We start from the raw sequence: 15,980 nt of genomic DNA, 5'->3' as shown, positions 1-15,980 counted from the left end.
GGAGGTTGTTGTGACTCTATATCATTCAATCTGCGCTTGTGGTAATGAAACGACTTGTTGTAACCGTTGCGGCGGTGATGTATTCGGTGTTTGCGGTGGGGTGCGGTTCGAGCATTAATTTGTTCTCGAAGTCGGAGGATGTGAAGCTGGGGCAGCAGATGACCTCGCAGATTGCATCGGACCCGAAGGATTATCCGGTGCTCAATAATCCAACCGTCACAGGATATGTCCAGGGGATTGTGAATACGGTGCTTCGCTCGCCGAACATCAAGAACCGCGATTTTCAGTACAAGGTCACGATCATCCACGACGACAAGACGATTAACGCGTTCTCGATTCCGGGCGGCGGCATTTATGTCTACACGGGGCTGATGAAGTTCATCGACAACGAGGCGACGCTGGCGGGGATTCTCGCGCATGAGATCACGCATGCCGATCATCGCCATTCGACGGCACAGATGTCGAAGCAGTACGGCTTGCAGATCGTGGCGGGTCTTGCCGTCGGTCAGGCCGGTGGTTCGACGACTACGGCGGAGTTGGTGCAGTACGTGACCGGTGTCGGTGGTTCGCTCGCGATGCTTCGGTTCTCGCGCGACGACGAACGCGATGCCGATGCAACGTCGTTCGAGGATCTTCGTACGATCCCAGGGCAGCCGTACTATCCTGCGGCGATCAAATACTTTATGCTCAAGACGCTCTCGTGGGACCCGAAGGGCGCGACGGCGTCGCTCGAAAAGAACCTCGCCACGCATCCGCCTTCCAAAGAGCGCCTCGATGCGGTCGTCAAGCAAGCCATCGATGCGCATCTTCCGTCCGAACCGCCGGCAAGCCAGCTTCGGGCAAGCGAGTACCAGCGAGTGCGCGCGATGTTACCGTAACTTTCAGCGCATTCGTGTGTTTGAAATGATGTGAAGTACCCTCGGCTTAGAACACCACGTCCTCGGAATCCGTATCGTTCGATACGCTGGGTCGTGTTGTTGCTTGCAATTATTTGTGCCCACGTCGATGCGAGAGCGACGATCAAGGTTCTTACCGACACCGTCAAATTCCAACCGGTCAAGCTCGGTTTCTCGCGCGATGCTTATGGGGTGATCACAAACACTGGCCCGGGCGACGAGACGCTGACCGATATCCGTCTCTTCCCGTTATTCTCCGGAAGCGGAGAATTTCAGATTCTTACCGGCGCGCAGACGCCGCTCGTGCTTGGGGCCGGGCAGAACGATCGAATCCTGATCCACTTTCAACCGCAACTTTCCGGCACACGCACGGCATTCATCCGCTGTATTAGCGCGAACGATACGGTACTGATCCAACTGGTCGGCGAAGGGGCGATGACGGCGCCGGATGTCATTACGGTGCCCGATAGCATCGACTTTGGTACGAGGCTGCCGGGGGAGATTGTGGACACAACTGTGCTCATGATTGCACAAGGCCCGGACAGCGCGACGGTGAATACCTTCGTCGTTACAAACAATAATGCCGTGCTCGTCTTCGATGCAGCGCCGCTCGACCAAACACAGAGCTTCCCGGCCGTGCTGCATGCGGGTGATACGCTCAGGTTTCGGCTGCGCTTCTCGCCGATCCTTCCGGCCGGAACATACACCGGCGGCCTGACAGCAGTCGGGACCGTAACGGGTTCGCCGTTCTGCGTATGCAAGGGAGCGGTCGAGGTGCCGGAATTCGAGTTGCATCCCGGCCTCGTTAGTTTCGGGATCGTACCGCAAGGAGAGAACCACGACACCACGATATTTCTCGTCAACACGTCACGCATTACCGATCATTTCGCAGCGTTGACGGCCCTGAATCCACCCTTCTCATACGTGAATGCACCGACAGGCGCATTCGATATCTCCGCTGGCGATACGCTCGTTCTGAGAATTCATCTCGATGCATCGAAGGCAGGACAGTTCAGTAACGGGATCGACATTGCGCAAGTCTCGCCGCCCTATCCGACGTTCGATCGGCTATCGCTCGTCGAAGCGACCGTCGTCGCCGGCGCGCTGCATTCGTCGTCCCTCGCGCCGCTGGATGTGACCTGCGGGATCGACTCGACATTCCACGGCACATTCACCATTCGCGATACGGGAAAATATCCGGTGACGGTGGACGCACTCCGTGTAAGCGATCCGAACCTGACAATTAGCGGATTCTCGGCGCCGACGACGTTCGCACCGAGCGACGTCCAGACAATTGACTTTACGTATCGTCCCTCGCAGCCGCTTGTGCACGATACGACGATCTTCGTTCGGTTGTTGTGGAAGAACACGCTCGTGCTGCTCGATAGTATAGCGATCCATGTGCATCCGCTTGAAACGACGGTTATACTTAGTGCCGAGTCGTCGCCGACCGAGCGCGCTGTGACGGTGATGCCCCAGCTCGATCCGCAGATTGTGCGGTATGCGATGACAACGCTCGTCTTCGATGTTCGTATCACCCCTACAACGCTCGCGCAGCCGGATATTGCGTCGCTGATCGCGTCGCTTGCGCCTGCAGTGACGGTCGATACTGCGACGATCGGCAGTGGGGAATACCGGATCACACTTACGAGCACATCCGGCCCGCTTCCGGCGTCGATCGACTCGATTATTCGACTCACCCTACGCTTTGTCGTTCTGCGTGATAGCGTCGCGACCATCGTCATGAAGACGACCAGTCCGGAATTCGACGGTTGTTTGTCGTTTGCCGACGATTCGATCACCGTGACGGCACCGAACCTCTGCGGCGATCCGGAAATGCGATGGTATCTTCGATCTGTGCGAGCAGGTTACACGGCGATCGTTCGCGAAAATCCGGTTATGAGCGATCGTGTCGTTGTGGATTGCTCGCTTCCGGTCGCATCGACCGTGACGGCATCCGTCGAATCACTCGAGAACGGCACCGTTGTCGGTGCAACAGATCCTTCGACACTCTCTGCCGGAGCACGGACGCTCACATTTGACACGCGTCGTTTACGCTCCGGTGCGTATGGGATCGTACTGAATTTTGTAGATGATGCTGGCCGTCGTACGACGATTACAGACCGATTTACTCTCGTGAAATAGTTGCGGATGGAACCTACCAAAGAACTCCGCGAGACCTTACGCCGTCAGGCCTTGCAGCGGCGCAACGACATCCCCGAACATCTTCGCTCCGCATTCTCGCACATGATCAAGAAGAGCGCACAGGAGATTATCGAAGAACTTGGCGCACGAACGGTTCATTGCTATCTGAGTTTTCGAAGCGAAGTCGATACGAGCGAACTCATCCATGCCTTGCGGGCCGACGGCATCCGGATCGTCTCGCCGGTAACACTTGACGACGGACGAATGGAATCGTACGAACTTACCGAGAAGCGCACTGTAGGTTCGTTCGCCGTGCCGGAGCCGGAGCGAGTGCATCGTGTGAGTCCGAGCGAGATCGATGTGGTGATTCTCCCCGTCGTATCGTATGACGGAGCGGGGACACGACTCGGCTATGGCAAAGGATTCTACGACCGGTTTCTTGCCGAGCTTGCTGCAAGTGTACCGAAGATCGGTCTTGCATTTTGCGCACAGGAATCGGATGCGATCCCACGCGAAGCGCACGATATCCCGTTGGATATTATTATCACCGAGCAGGGGCTCGTCCGCCCCGATCATGTTATTTAGTGGGCGTCGAACCAGGTTGCTCCGAACCCTGAATCTACTTCGAGCGGCACTGCCATCGGCAACGCATGTTGCATGCGATACTCGACGATCTCTTTGACATCGTCTTTTTCGCCGGGGTAGACATCGAAGACGAGTTCGTCATGCACCTGCATGATCATCAGCGATTTCATCTTCCTGCGTTCGAGCTCGCGCTGGATCGTGATCATCGCCAGCTTCATCATCTCCGCCGCGGTACCCTGAATAGGCATGTTGATTGCCGCGCGTTCGTCGGCAGCGCGCACGGTCTGGTTAGAGGCGTTGATGTTCGACATATATCGACGGCGACCGAGGAGCGTCTGGACATACCCCGTATGCTTTGCGAATGCGATTGTCGAATCGATGAAATCCTTGATCGATGGAAATGCGGCGAAGTAACTTCGGATGATCTCGCTGCCTTCTTTCTGCGAGATGCCGAGACGAGTAGAAAGACCAAAGGCGCCGATGCCGTACATGATGCCGTAGTTCACTTCCTTCGCTTTGCGGCGCATGTCACGAGTCACGTCTTCGAGCTTGACACCGAACACACGTGCTGACGTTTGTGTATGAATATCCTCGCTGTTGGCAAACGCGCGGATAAGGCCGTCGTCTTTGGCCATGTGCGCCATGATGCGAAGCTCGATCTGCGAATAGTCCGCCGAAAAGATCTGTCCGCCTTTGAAGCGAGAGACGAATGCCTTTCGGAGTCCGCGGCCCATTTCGGTGCGCACCGGGATGTTCTGCAGGTTCGGATCGTTCGACGACAGGCGTCCCGTTGCTGCGACCGCCTGGTTGTAACTCGTATGGACAAGTCCGGTGTCGGGATTAACCATCGTCGGCAGCGCATCGACGTAGGTCCCGCGCAACTTCTGGTACTGACGATAGTTGAGAATATCCTCGGCGATCGGGTGATGCGCTTTGAGTTGTTCGAGCACCGACGCATCGGTCGAATAGCCTGTCTTCGTCTTCTTCACGGGCGGCAAACCCATTTTCTTGAACAGGATCTCCCCGAGTTGCTTGGTCGAGTCGATATTAAACTGCTCGCCGGCATGCTTATAGATACTATTGCAGACAGCGTGTGCCTCACGCTCCATTTCTTTGCTCACTTCCGCCAGCAGTTTCGTATCGATCTTTACGCCGTTATATTCGACGGCGGTCAGCACTTCGATGAGAGGAAACTCGATGAAGTTCGCAATCTTCGTGAGCTGTTTCGATTCGATTTCCTTACGGATCGCATGCTTGAGTTGCAGCGTAATATCCGAATCTTCCGCGCCATATTCTGCAAGCTGATGCGTATCGACGGCCGCCATGACTTCGGCCGACGTCTCTTTCTTGAGCTTGCCTGCAATATCGCTCAGCGGGACGGGCTGATAATTCAGATAGTGCAGCGACAGATCGTCCATCGAGAGTAAGCCGTCGGATTGCAAGAGGCTCGATGCGATCATCGTATCGAACGTGATCGGCGTAACCTTGATGTCGTACTTGCGAAGTACGAGCGCATCGTATTTAATGTTCTGACCGACTTTGTTTATCCGCTGGCTTTCGAGGATCGGTTTCAGCAGTGCGAATACGTCGGTTGCCGCCAACCCCGTGTTTGTTGCATTCGCTTCGGCCGGTTCGCCCTTCGTGTTCTCGCCGAAGAGCGACGACAGATCGCTCGGCGGCGTTTCGAGTTTGAGCGGGATGTAATATGCTTCGTGCGGTGTGACCGAGAAGGAGATGCCGATTGGTATGGCGCGCATGGCGTTCGACGAGGTGGTCTCGAGATCGAAGCACAACTCCTTGGCTGTTTTTAATTTTGATACCAAACTTCGCAACTCCTTGAGCCCGAGAATGGTCTGGTATTCGTGCTTGACGGATCGGATCGTCTTCACGGCGCCTCGGTCCTGTACTTGGGGCGTTTCGGCGGCGGGTTCGGAATGCGGGGCAAGCGCACTTGGCGCTTCGTTGCCGAGGAATATCTTCTCTTCGGCATGAAGCTTTGCCAGAAGCGACTTGAATCCGAGATCCATCAGCATCGCTTCGACCTTTCGGAAGTCGGGCAGTTTGGTGTACTTCAGGTCATCGAGCGTAACATCCACCGGCACGTCGCGCTTGATCGTCGCGAGTGTGCGCGAAAGGTACGCGTTCTCTTTGTCGTTCGTCAGCTTTTCCTTGAGCGCTTTCTTCGTGATCTTGTCGAGGTGTGTATACACGCCGTCGAGATCGCCGTATTCTTGGATCAGCGGAGTGGCGGTCTTTTCGCCCACGCCTTTGACGCCCGGAATATTATCGCTCGTATCGCCGACAAGCGCGAGATAGTCGATGAACTGTTCGGGTTTCAAGCCGTACTTCTCTTCGACGGCTTTTTCGTCCATGAGGTCGAGCGTATTGGCGTCCTTCGGGCGCAGTAACTTTACATGCTTGGAAACGAGCTGGCAAAAGTCTTTGTCGGGGGTGATGATAACCGTTTCGATCTTGTTCTTATCGGCCATGAGCGAGAGCGTACCGATGAGATCGTCGGCTTCGTAGCCGCTGAGTTCGAGTAACGGAATTTTGTATGCCTGCGTGAGCTCTTTGATCTCTTTAATCTGCGGACGCATATCTTCCGGCATTGCCTCGCGTGTCGCTTTGTACTCTTTGTACATCTCGTGGCGGAATGTCGGCTGCGGCGTGTCGAAACAAACGGCCGCGTAATCCGGCTTATGCATTTCGAGCGCCTGATGCAGGCCGGTCATGAAGCCGAACACGGCACTGGTGTTCTGGCCTTTGGAATTCGTCAACGGACGAGAGATAAAGGCAAAATAGGAGCGGTAGGCAAGTGCCATGCCGTCAATAAGCAGCAACAACGGTTTTTCGCGTTCGGCCATACGAAGTTTGAGCGTGAAGATTATCGAACAAAGATACTGCACGCGGAGTGCGAGCAGACCGCAGGGGGAGGAAGCTCCGTATGCACGCTTTACTACGACGTCATTCTGAGCGAAGCGAAGAATCCCTTCGGGGTTGCCTCAACGGTTCGTGCAGACCGAAACGGGGACGGACTGAGAGTCCGTCCTGCTGGCGTCGGTATGCTGCGGCTCCGCTGAAGGGATTCTTCGCTTCGCTCAGAATGACGGGTGGAGAAAGGGCATTGCGTCTTTGCGCATTGAGTCCGGCAGGACGGCCACGTTCGTAGCCCACGAATTCATTCGTGGGCGGGGTTCGGGGCGAACCCACTGTTCGTGGCTGCCGAAAGAGCACGGACTAAGAGTCCGTGCCACCGGCCTTGGGCATGCTGCGGCTTCGCCGCATAGAGTCCGGCAGGACGGCCACAGACGTAGCCCACGAATGTATTCGTGGGCGGGCTTCGGGGCAAGATCGAAAGTTCGTGGCCGCCGAAAGAGCACGGACTAAGAGTCCGTGCCACCATTCTTGGGATGCTGTGGCTGCGCTGAAGGGATTCTTCGCGGAGTTTACACTGAGCGAAGCGAACGTGCTCAGAATGACGTTACTGATTACGAATTACGAACGACTGATTACGACTACCGAATGTACCGTATCTATTGCGACTTCGACGCGACCGTAACGGTGAACGACGTCTGGGATTCTCTTTTCCGTACGTTCGGGAAGCCGAATGCATTTACGGTTTGGCAGAAGCTCAATACAGGCGAGTACACAGCCGCACAGTGTATTGCCGAGGCCTGTGCGACCGTCGAGAATGGCGATCCCGCTATATTCGCCGAGATGTTCGGCGCGCAGCCGTTGCGTGAGGGGTTTTTAGAATTTGTGCACTTCTGCCGACAGCAGGGCATCGAGATCCGAATTGTCAGCGATGGGTTTAGTATGTACATTCGACCGATCCTGGAGCGCAACGGGCTCGACATCCCGTTCTATGCAAATACGGTCGAGCTTACGGATTCAGGTACGCTCTCGGTCGCGTTCGATAACGGACGCGAGTCGTGCTGGCGCTGCGGCGCGTGCAAGTGCGGGGCCATTGCGACGACCAGTGCGGATGAGGATACGATCGTGTATATCGGCGATGGGTACTCGGATGTTTGTCCGATCGACATTGCGGACGTCGTCTTTGCCCGCGATATGCTTCGAGGTTTTTGCGGACGCAAAGGCATCCCGTATCATCCGTTCGAAGATTTTCATACGGTGACAGAGATTTTAAAAACCTATCTCGTCGAACGGCCGAAGTACAAACGGAAAGAAGCAGAAAAGAACCGACGCAAATTATATGTCACTGAGTAACGAGCTCCGGCCGATCATCCCTACTATCTTTGCAGACGGCATCGTCGCTGCACAAAGTACCCGCGAGGGCGGCGTGTCGCCATTACCGTACGGCCTGAACCTGTCGAGCCATGTCGGCGACGAGTTGGAGAATGTGCTGGAGAATCGTCGGCGCTTCTACTTGCATATCGGCATTCCCTCGGATTCGCGGATAGTATATCAGAATCAAATACATAGTGCGAACGTCACAATGGTCAGTGGCAGCGAAGGCATTGTGCCCAACTCCGATGCGCTGGTTACGAGCGAGCAAGGGGTCTTTCTTGCCGTAAGCATTGCCGATTGTACGCCGGTACTCTTACACGATCCCGTCACGAATATCATAGCAGCCGTGCATGCCGGTTGGCGCGGGACGGAGCAGCTTATCGCATTAGCAACGGTTCGCAGAATGATCGAGCTCGGCGCCGAGGCGGAGCATATCCGTGCGTTCATCGGCGCGTCGGCGTCGGGCGAGCGATATGAAGTCGGTTCGGAAGTTGCGACACTCTTCGAAAAGAGCTATTATACCGAGATGCCGAACGGGAAGTGTATGCTCGATGTGAAGAAAGCCAATCGCGATCAACTGCTCATTGCCGGGTTGCTTCAGGAGCATATCGAGATTTCTCCGCGCTGCACGATCGGCGACGATGCGCTCCACTCCTATCGCCGCGACGGCAAACGTTCGGGAAGGATGTTTGCCGTGATCGGAAGAGTGTGAAGCCCGCCGTATGTCATAGCGATCAATACGAGAAATCCCCTGAAGTCTGCCCGAAGCTTGCGGCACATTTCAGGGGATTCCTCATTTCACTCGGAATGACGGCAAGTCCTTACGGCTTCGTCACGATCGGTTTGATCGGGAAGGCTTGCGACTGCTTTTTGTGGACTTCGAGTTCGGTCGCGAGAATTGCATTCGGCGCGATGAGCGTGGCCGGGACTTTGCTCGCAAAGCCGAAGAGCCCTGCGCCCGAGCCGGCAGGCAGCTGAACGTTACGGATGCTGCGCTCAGACGAGAACTTCAACTCTTTGAGGTCGCGGATCGTCGGGAAGCCGATTTCGACACCTCGCAGCAGTTCTTCTTTGCCGTCGGGATAGACTTTGTACACGAGCGACGGACGAATCGACTTTGCACCTTCCATCAAGTCGCTGACGTTGCTAAGGCCTTCGGTGAAGTTCAACAGTCCGGACTGCGTCGAGCGAACGACGATGCCGAAATTGTATCCGTCCTCTTTTGCGATCTTGAACATTTCGCTGCGAAGCTCCGACGTTTTCTTTGCCTTCGAGTCGGTCAGCTCGACGATACCGGCGCCTGCCAGCGTACCGCCGCCACCTCCAGCGCCGGGGCGAGCATGACCGTTCGGTTCTTTCACTTCCTTCGTGGGCGTGCGGGTCATGTAGAGGGTTTTGAGTATTCCGTCCTTGACGAGTTCGAGTCGGCCCGGGACGATCCCTTCTTCATCGACCGAATAGCGGCCAAGAGCGGAGAGCAGCCACTCGGGCGCTTTCTTGGCGTTTGGATTCGGATCGTCGATGACAGAGACCGATGCGGGCAGTACTCTGGTGTCGAGCTTCTTCTGAAAGGTCGGTCCTTTTGCACCGGTCATGAAAAACACATCGCCGCCGCCGAGGACATCCTCACGCTTGGCAGAAAACTTCGAGATGATTTGCTCGGAAATAAAATCGGTGCCGGCGCCGTCTTCGAACAGAACGGGGCCGCTATATTCTTTGCCGTCGAACTTCTTCGACGCTGCAAGTGCGGCGAGGTTCTTCGCGAGCTTTTCCGTCCGATCCAGGAGCGCGGCTTCGGACGGCATTGTTGCCGGTGAGAGTTCGCTGACGGTGAACGCTAACGAAAGCGGTTCGCCGTCGTCCTCGGCCTGAGCCGTCGCCTGAACGTTGAGATCGCACTCGGACTGCGGCGTACGCGTATGCGAGCCTTCCGAGTTCATCATGATCGAATAACTGTTCGAGTACGAGAGCGTGACACTGCAATTTTGTATCGCCTTATATTGGAGGAAGACGGCCGAGAGCTTCTTCACCAACGCTTCGAGCGCGGGGACGTTCGCATTGAAGGGGATTGGCTCTTCGAGTACTTCCACCTTCGGGGCTTTGGAAAAGTCCGGCAGATTGCGGTCTTCATCGGAAAGCTGCTTGCGTTCGAGCGCGGCTTTCTTTTTGGTGAACGTCTCGTTGGCGTCTTTGAAGAGGTTATCGGTCGCAAGCCAGAAACCGCGGCGGACAAGATTATAGTCATCGTCGAGCGGCAGATTCATATCGCTCGACGCACCGCCGCCGCCGAACATGCTCGACGCATCGTTGAAGTTCTCGTCGTTGAACTGATAATTATTGACGAGCAACCGAAGTCCGAGTGCGCGGTTATGATTCTGGTTCGAACGAGTGAGCGCTCCGAACGACGCGGCAATATTCACTTGCTCGTTATCGTCTGCGGTATACGAGATAAAGAACGGATCGACAAGTCCCGAAAGATGGAGCTTCTCCTGCGAGCGTTTGAGCTCGTCGGTCATGGCGCGCTCGATGACGGAAATCGCTTCAGGCTTCATGCGCTGCGCCATCGACGCGAGCGGAGCCAGGAGTGTCGCTGCAACGAGTGCGAAGGCGAACGTGCGGCGGGTAGTATGCATGGTGATCGTGGTCATCGTGCGTTGAAAATCGCTGATCGGTTGCTTAGTTGGTATGTACATCGGGGGCGGAAAGGATCGGCAGGCGCTCCTGCGACTTATCCTTTTTCTGGACTTCGATCTCGCGCACAAGCAGACTCGGTGCGCTGGCGCTAACCGGCACCCAGCCGGATTCCGCTCCGCAGACGCCGTTGAACGTCTCGGGCTTGTTGCTGGCGGCGATGATCCGCTCGAACGTCGCAAGCGGCGTGCCGATCAGATCGACGCCGCGCACGAGTTCGTCGGGTCTGCCGTCGGCATAGACGCGATAGACTAGAATCGGCAGGACGTTGAACGAGTTCGGAATCGTGCGGCCCGTGAGCGTAAAGCCGCCTTCGACCTGTTGGAAGTACAAGCCGTATGGCTTGCCTTGTTTTTTACACTCGGCGATGAGCATCTGTCGGAGCGAATCTTCCGAGACCGTATTCTTGGCGGTCACGATCAGATTCGATTGTCGTGCGACCGGACGCTTGCCCGGGGAAGCGCGGCCGTGACCGTTCGATTCGGGGAAGCCGTCGATGGGCGAGCGGCCCATCAGAAAGTTCTTGAAGATACCGTCATCGACGACATCCACGCGGCGAGCCTTCGTGCCTTCGTCGTCGAACTTGTAGCAGCCCATGAGCTGCGAACCGGCGTATGTCTGTTGCAGCGGATCGAAATAGACCGACAAGAACTTCGGCAGAATCTCCTGGCCGACTTTCTTCTTGAACGTCTGGCCCTCGTTGACATTCTTTTGACGATGGCCCTCGATGCGGTGGCCGAAGATCTCATGAAAGAACACGCCCGAAGCCCCGCCGCTTAAGATTGCCGGACCCGTGTACGGATCCACGATCGGCGCAGTGCGCATCTTCTCAAGCGTCGAGAGCATTTCCTTCGTATCGGCCAGCACCGTCTCGGGTGAGGGCAGATCTTCCGGCTTGAGTGCGAAGTAGCTCTTGTAGAGCGGCAGTTCCATGCCGTCGTCGGCCTTGGTCATCGCAAGGATCATCAGGCGGCAATAGATCTGGTTCGAAGCCATCTCGGCGCCTTCGGTCGAGACGAAGTACTTGCGGACGATGCTCGCCGTCAGCACAGCTTTTGCTTCGTAGATATTCGGCTGCCCTTTGAAGACCCCGGAGAATTGACGGAGGCGCTGCTCCCACTCTGCACGGTTCTTGAAATAGTCCGACATATCCACCGGCGGCTCGTAGAGCTTTGCCGGATCGCCGACGGGACGCGAGAAATCGGCGGACGTATCTTCTTCCTCGACTTTCACGGTCTTATTCGTCTTGACTTGTTCAAGACGCTCTTTGGCTGCTTTGTATGCCGCATCGGTCTCGCGCCAGAGGCTTACTTTCATGGCTTCCGGATCGTTCTCGATCGGAGCCTGACGCGAATTGGCTGCAGCAAATCCGCCGCCGCCGAAGATGCCGCCACCGCCACGAATCTGGTGGGTATTGTCGAGCGCATAGTCGCCGACGCGCAGATCGATGAGGATGGTGCGGTTCTTGTTTTCGGTCGAGCTCAGCAGCGAGCCGAAACTTGCCGTCATCGAGACCTGCTGATCCTCGCCGAGATTATAACTGATGAAGTATGGCGCGACCGGTTGTTTTGAGAGTACTGCGTTCTCGCGGTCGAGTTCCTGACGTAAGATCTGAAGTAGGTTGTCCTTGCCGGCTTGTGCGAAGGAAGTTGTTGCAAGGAACAGGCTTGCGAGCACTGCAAGCATCGAAAAGAGTCGTTTCATCTATAGTCTGGTTGGCGTAGAAGTGGTACAAAGGATTTCATACGAAGAGGGTTCCGATTTGTTTTGCAGGGGAGTGCTCCGTACCAACGGTCATTCTGAGCACGTTCGCTTCGCTCAGTGTAAACTCCGCGAAGAATCACTTCGGCGGAGCCTTGCAGGGTTTCATCAAGGGATTCTTCGCGTTGCTCAGAATGACGGATGGTTGAGTGGTTCAATGGGGGGGCTACTGTGTTTCATCAAGGGATTCTTCGCTTCGCTCAGAATGACGTTTTCTTGAACCGTTCAAACTGAACCCGACCGAAACCAAAAGCAACTATATCCGTTGGGGTAAAGACGACGGCATTCCCCAAAACGTCCGCTCCTTCAACCATCATCATCGTACGTCTATGAACCTCGCTTCAAGACTCGCACTGTTCCTCGTGCTCGGTGTCATTCTCTATGGATGTTCCAGCAGCAATGCACCCGGTAGCGGTACCAACTCTGTCCCAATCGTCTATCACGGCATTACTCAATTCGAGGCGTTCGACTCTGTCGTCACCTCGCTTGGCAAAGGACATGACGTGCTCTATGTGTATCGTTCGGACGAACTCTTCAGCGCCGTGCAATACGATACGATGGTTCGTAACGGCCAAACAACGATTACCCGCGATTCGGTATGGGGACATGAGTCCACCTCAGGCAACCCATATATGTATGCCTTCCAGAATACGCATTGGAGTGCCGGATTTGTGCTCTATACCACGAACCCCAAAGATTCACTCTCGATCTATTTCAACGTCGATACCGGCGGTGTCACGCCGGATGGTGTCATGCGAGTGAGTTACTTTTGGAAGTAACGGCTCGACCTTGAGTGTTCGCACACCCCGACTTGCTCCGACTGAAGTCGGAGCTACTTCGTGGTGAGATCATTTGGCAAGGGTGGTGCTTCGAATGCGCGTTCCTCCAACCCCTTCCGTTACGGGAGGGTCGGGGAGGGGCTTTCAGTCGTGCGTCGCTCGAATGTTGAACGTGCCTCCCAGTACGCCGAAAATGGAATGGAAAGTCATTACACAGGTGCTCGCAATATTAAATTTTGCGTTCGTTGGCATTTTATATGAATAATTATCCGCTATTAGTGTTGATTAGTTTGCTTTAATATGTCCTAATTAACAACTATGAATACATCATCTGTCATTAACTCATTAGCTCTCAACCAAAAGAACTTGGTGCTCATCATCGGCGATTCTATCGGCGAGAACATAGATTCGAGCCTGGTACTGGCTCGGCGTTTGCAGTCCGAGCAGACGTACGGGCGGCGTGTGCTGTATATCAATACGGTGCAGTCGGCTCAAGTACTCGGTCAGCGCGGGAAAGAGGTGATCGGTCCGGAGTTTCGCTATCGCGATGAGCAAGGGATGGATTGCCGTACACTTACTCGCGGGAGCCTGTCCGCTGTCGATGAGGAAGTCCGAGCCATGTTCTTTGGGAAACATGCGGTCCGCACCGTGGTGATCAACTCCTGGGAGTTCTCGGCCGAGGACTACCGCACGCGAAATCGGGTTGTCTCAATGCTTCGGCGATGGGTGGTCGAAGACGGCGTGCAGGTGGTCGTCTTCGCGCAGTTTCGCAGCGCGGTGCCGACGGTGATGAAAGTGCAGATCGGCGGGATCGGAAAGCTCGCCGGCCTCGCCGATGGTGTCTTCGACATTCGTGAGAGGCCGCTTGATGCAGAACAGGATGAACCTGCAGTAGAGCCGAAGCCGATTACTCGTATTGAAACAACTACCAAGCCTCAAAAAGAGAAGGTCATTTATGTAGACGATGAATGCAACTTCGGACGCAGTATCGCAATCGTCGAAGAGGATGCCGTCAATCCCGGCTCACAAATGATTAACTTCATCACGGAGGAGAGCCATGAGCTGCCCGTCCCGTGGCCGACGCGCGAGAATCCGATCCGTGGCAAAACGCTTACGTCGTTCCTCAAAGAGATCGAGCGGCCTGCGCGTGTGGTGGACGATGTTGTTGCGGACAACGCAGTTGAGCAGGGGGTGACGCTTGGTGTCGCGGCGTGACGCTTCACTTCACGACGATCTATCGAGAATGTAAAATGTAAGATGTAAAATGTAAGATGAAGAGATACACGACGCTTGAAGACGCCGCTTCGTCACCGCAGCAACTAACGTTTCCGTACATACTCTGCATTGAGTCACGCTTTCGGTAACTCGAAACTCGTGCTTCGCTACGGGCATGTCGAGGTGTGATGTTAGAAGCTGTGTGCGCGTCCAAAAGCCTGCGCCATACGTGCGAAGTCGATCGGCAATTTCCCTCGTTCGATTGGGGTCGTGGCCCGAGTATGAGACGAAGATGTCAGTCATCGTCCATGTCGTATCTATACCAAGGCTCGCTGTAACGTATAGTGATTCAAAACATTTTCGGGCAGAATTCGTAATGTAGTTAATAGGTATGTATCGGGCAGTTCAAGCTGGTATCGGAAGGAAGTAATTATTGCGATGAATAAACGAGCGATTGCGATCTTTTTTTCAGTGTTTTTCAGCCTCTACGGGCTTATCAATTATTATATCTTCATACGTGGTTGGCAAGCATTAGAAGTAGTATCTACCGCTCGGCCATACTATCTCGCACTGTTTCTGCCGATCTCGTTAAGCTACATCGTTGGGAAGTTTGTCGAGCGGCGAAAAGTGTCACTGTTTACGGATATTCTCATCTGGGTCGGATCCTTCTGGTTTGCGTTCATATTGTATTATTTCCTCTCGATCGTGCTCCTCGATGTCGTTCGAGGAGGTGGGCGGTTGATCGGAATGTTTGGCACAGATGCAATGATGTACCCGATGCTCAAACTATGGGTCTTCGCTGCGGTAAACCTGATTGTATTTGCGGTCATCGGATATGGGTACTGGAACGCGAAGCGCATCAAGATCAAGTCATTCGATTTGGAAATAGAGAAGCCCAATGCGGTCGCGCCAACGCTGAATATTGTGATGGCGAGTGACATCCATCTCGGCACACTTATCGGCCGCAAGCCGACGAGAAGGATCGTTGAGGCCATCAACTCGCTCAAGCCGGATGTTATCCTACTACCCGGCGATATCATTGATAGTGAGGTCGAACCCGTCGTCAAGCAGGATCTGGGTAAAGTACTCAAAGAGTTACGTGCGAAGTATGGTGTATACGGTGTAACGGGGAATCACGAATACATCGGCGGTGTCGAGGAAGCGGTCGATTACATTCGTGCACACGACGTTGATCTGCTCCGGGATGAAATTCGTGAAATCGCAGGTGTTGTGATCGTCGGTCGCGAGGATCGTTCGGCGGGCAAACATCGCAAGCCGCTTCGTGAACTGCTCGAAGCCGTCGATCGATCGAAACCGATCCTCCTGATGGATCACCAACCCGCGAAACTGCACGAACCGGTCGAGAACGGTGTCGATCTGCAAGTATCGGGACATACGCATCGTGGTCAGTTATGGCCGTTGAATTTTATTACTCGACGTGTGTACGAACTTGATTGGGGATACAAGCGAAAAGGGAAGACGCATCTCTATGTATCAAGCGGGGTTGGCACATGGGGACCGCCGACCAAGGTTGGTAACGATGCGGAGATCGTGCAACTGCGACTCCGTTTTGTCGGCTGATCTGTCGGATTTTGGGGTGAAGTTTGTTGAAACTCACACCCCCTTTTTCTGTTGTCAATTGTGTGTGTGCCCACCCCCG

The 15,980-nt window shown here is 55.0% G+C and carries 12 protein-coding genes; 8 read left to right on the top strand and 4 right to left on the bottom strand.

The window, feature by feature from the left end; genetic code table 11:
* Window positions 1-44: 44 nt before the first annotated feature.
* The 3 genes from JSS75_12520 to JSS75_12510 all read left to right on the top strand — a co-directional run bounded on the left by JSS75_12520 (window position 45) and on the right by JSS75_12510 (window position 3,626).
* On the top strand, window positions 45-878 hold the full coding sequence (locus JSS75_12520; GenBank protein MBS1904523.1) for a M48 family metalloprotease: 834 nt from the start codon (window positions 45-47) through the stop codon (window positions 876-878).
* Window positions 879-971: 93 nt separating this feature from the next.
* The gene (locus tag JSS75_12515; protein ID MBS1904522.1) at window positions 972-3,041 is read left to right on the top strand and encodes a hypothetical protein; all 2,070 of its coding nucleotides are present in this window, start codon (window positions 972-974) and stop codon (window positions 3,039-3,041) included.
* 6 nt (window positions 3,042-3,047) lie between these two features.
* Complete coding sequence (locus tag JSS75_12510) at window positions 3,048-3,626, top strand: 5-formyltetrahydrofolate cyclo-ligase (GenBank protein MBS1904521.1); 579 nt, start codon at window positions 3,048-3,050, stop codon at window positions 3,624-3,626.
* Here the strand turns inward: JSS75_12510 and polA are convergent.
* Both polA and JSS75_12500 read right to left on the bottom strand, forming a co-directional pair.
* Complete coding sequence (gene polA / locus JSS75_12505; GenBank protein MBS1904520.1) at window positions 3,623-6,490, bottom strand: DNA polymerase I; 2,868 nt, start codon at window positions 6,488-6,490, stop codon at window positions 3,623-3,625. The two genes, JSS75_12510 and polA, sit on opposite strands and share 4 nt — an antisense overlap.
* A 314-nt stretch (window positions 6,491-6,804) precedes the next feature.
* Complete coding sequence (locus JSS75_12500; GenBank protein ID MBS1904519.1) at window positions 6,805-7,026, bottom strand: hypothetical protein; 222 nt, start codon at window positions 7,024-7,026, stop codon at window positions 6,805-6,807.
* A 122-nt stretch (window positions 7,027-7,148) separates the two neighbouring features.
* On the opposite strand from JSS75_12500, the gene JSS75_12495 reads away from it, so the two are divergent.
* Together JSS75_12495 and pgeF are read left to right on the top strand one after the other, a co-directional pair.
* Complete coding sequence (locus JSS75_12495) at window positions 7,149-7,853, top strand: MtnX-like HAD-IB family phosphatase (GenBank protein MBS1904518.1); 705 nt, start codon at window positions 7,149-7,151, stop codon at window positions 7,851-7,853.
* Window positions 7,840-8,586, top strand: coding sequence for a peptidoglycan editing factor PgeF (pgeF, locus tag JSS75_12490; GenBank protein MBS1904517.1), 747 nt, complete (start codon window positions 7,840-7,842; stop codon window positions 8,584-8,586). The genes JSS75_12495 and pgeF overlap by 14 nt, the downstream gene beginning before the upstream one ends.
* 109 nt (window positions 8,587-8,695) lie before the next feature.
* Here pgeF and JSS75_12485 read toward each other — a convergent pair whose 3' ends face one another.
* Together JSS75_12485 and JSS75_12480 are read right to left on the bottom strand one after the other, a co-directional pair.
* Window positions 8,696-10,567, bottom strand: a complete 1,872-nt coding sequence (locus JSS75_12485; protein ID MBS1904516.1) for a hypothetical protein — start codon at window positions 10,565-10,567, stop codon at window positions 8,696-8,698.
* Window positions 10,551-12,269, bottom strand: coding sequence for a hypothetical protein (locus JSS75_12480; GenBank protein MBS1904515.1), 1,719 nt, complete (start codon window positions 12,267-12,269; stop codon window positions 10,551-10,553). The genes JSS75_12485 and JSS75_12480 overlap by 17 nt, the downstream gene beginning before the upstream one ends.
* A gap of 386 nt (window positions 12,270-12,655) precedes the next feature.
* Here JSS75_12480 and JSS75_12475 point away from each other — a divergent pair, with 386 nt between their 5' ends.
* The 3 genes from JSS75_12475 to JSS75_12465 all read left to right on the top strand — a co-directional run bounded on the left by JSS75_12475 (window position 12,656) and on the right by JSS75_12465 (window position 15,901).
* Window positions 12,656-13,105: a hypothetical protein gene (locus JSS75_12475; protein ID MBS1904514.1), complete on the top strand. Its 450-nt coding sequence runs from the start codon at window positions 12,656-12,658 to the stop codon at window positions 13,103-13,105.
* A gap of 318 nt (window positions 13,106-13,423) precedes the next feature.
* On the top strand, window positions 13,424-14,320 hold the full coding sequence (locus JSS75_12470; protein MBS1904513.1) for a hypothetical protein: 897 nt from the start codon (window positions 13,424-13,426) through the stop codon (window positions 14,318-14,320).
* Window positions 14,321-14,758: 438 nt separating this feature from the next.
* Complete coding sequence (locus JSS75_12465; protein ID MBS1904512.1) at window positions 14,759-15,901, top strand: metallophosphoesterase; 1,143 nt, start codon at window positions 14,759-14,761, stop codon at window positions 15,899-15,901.
* The last annotated feature ends 79 nt before the right edge of the window (window positions 15,902-15,980 follow it).

The sequence above is a fragment of the Bacteroidota bacterium genome (assembly GCA_018266755.1).
Taxonomy (GTDB): domain Bacteria; phylum Bacteroidota; class Ignavibacteria; order Palsa-1295; family Palsa-1295; genus JAFDZW01.
This window is presented reverse-complemented; position numbering and strand designations above follow the sequence as displayed.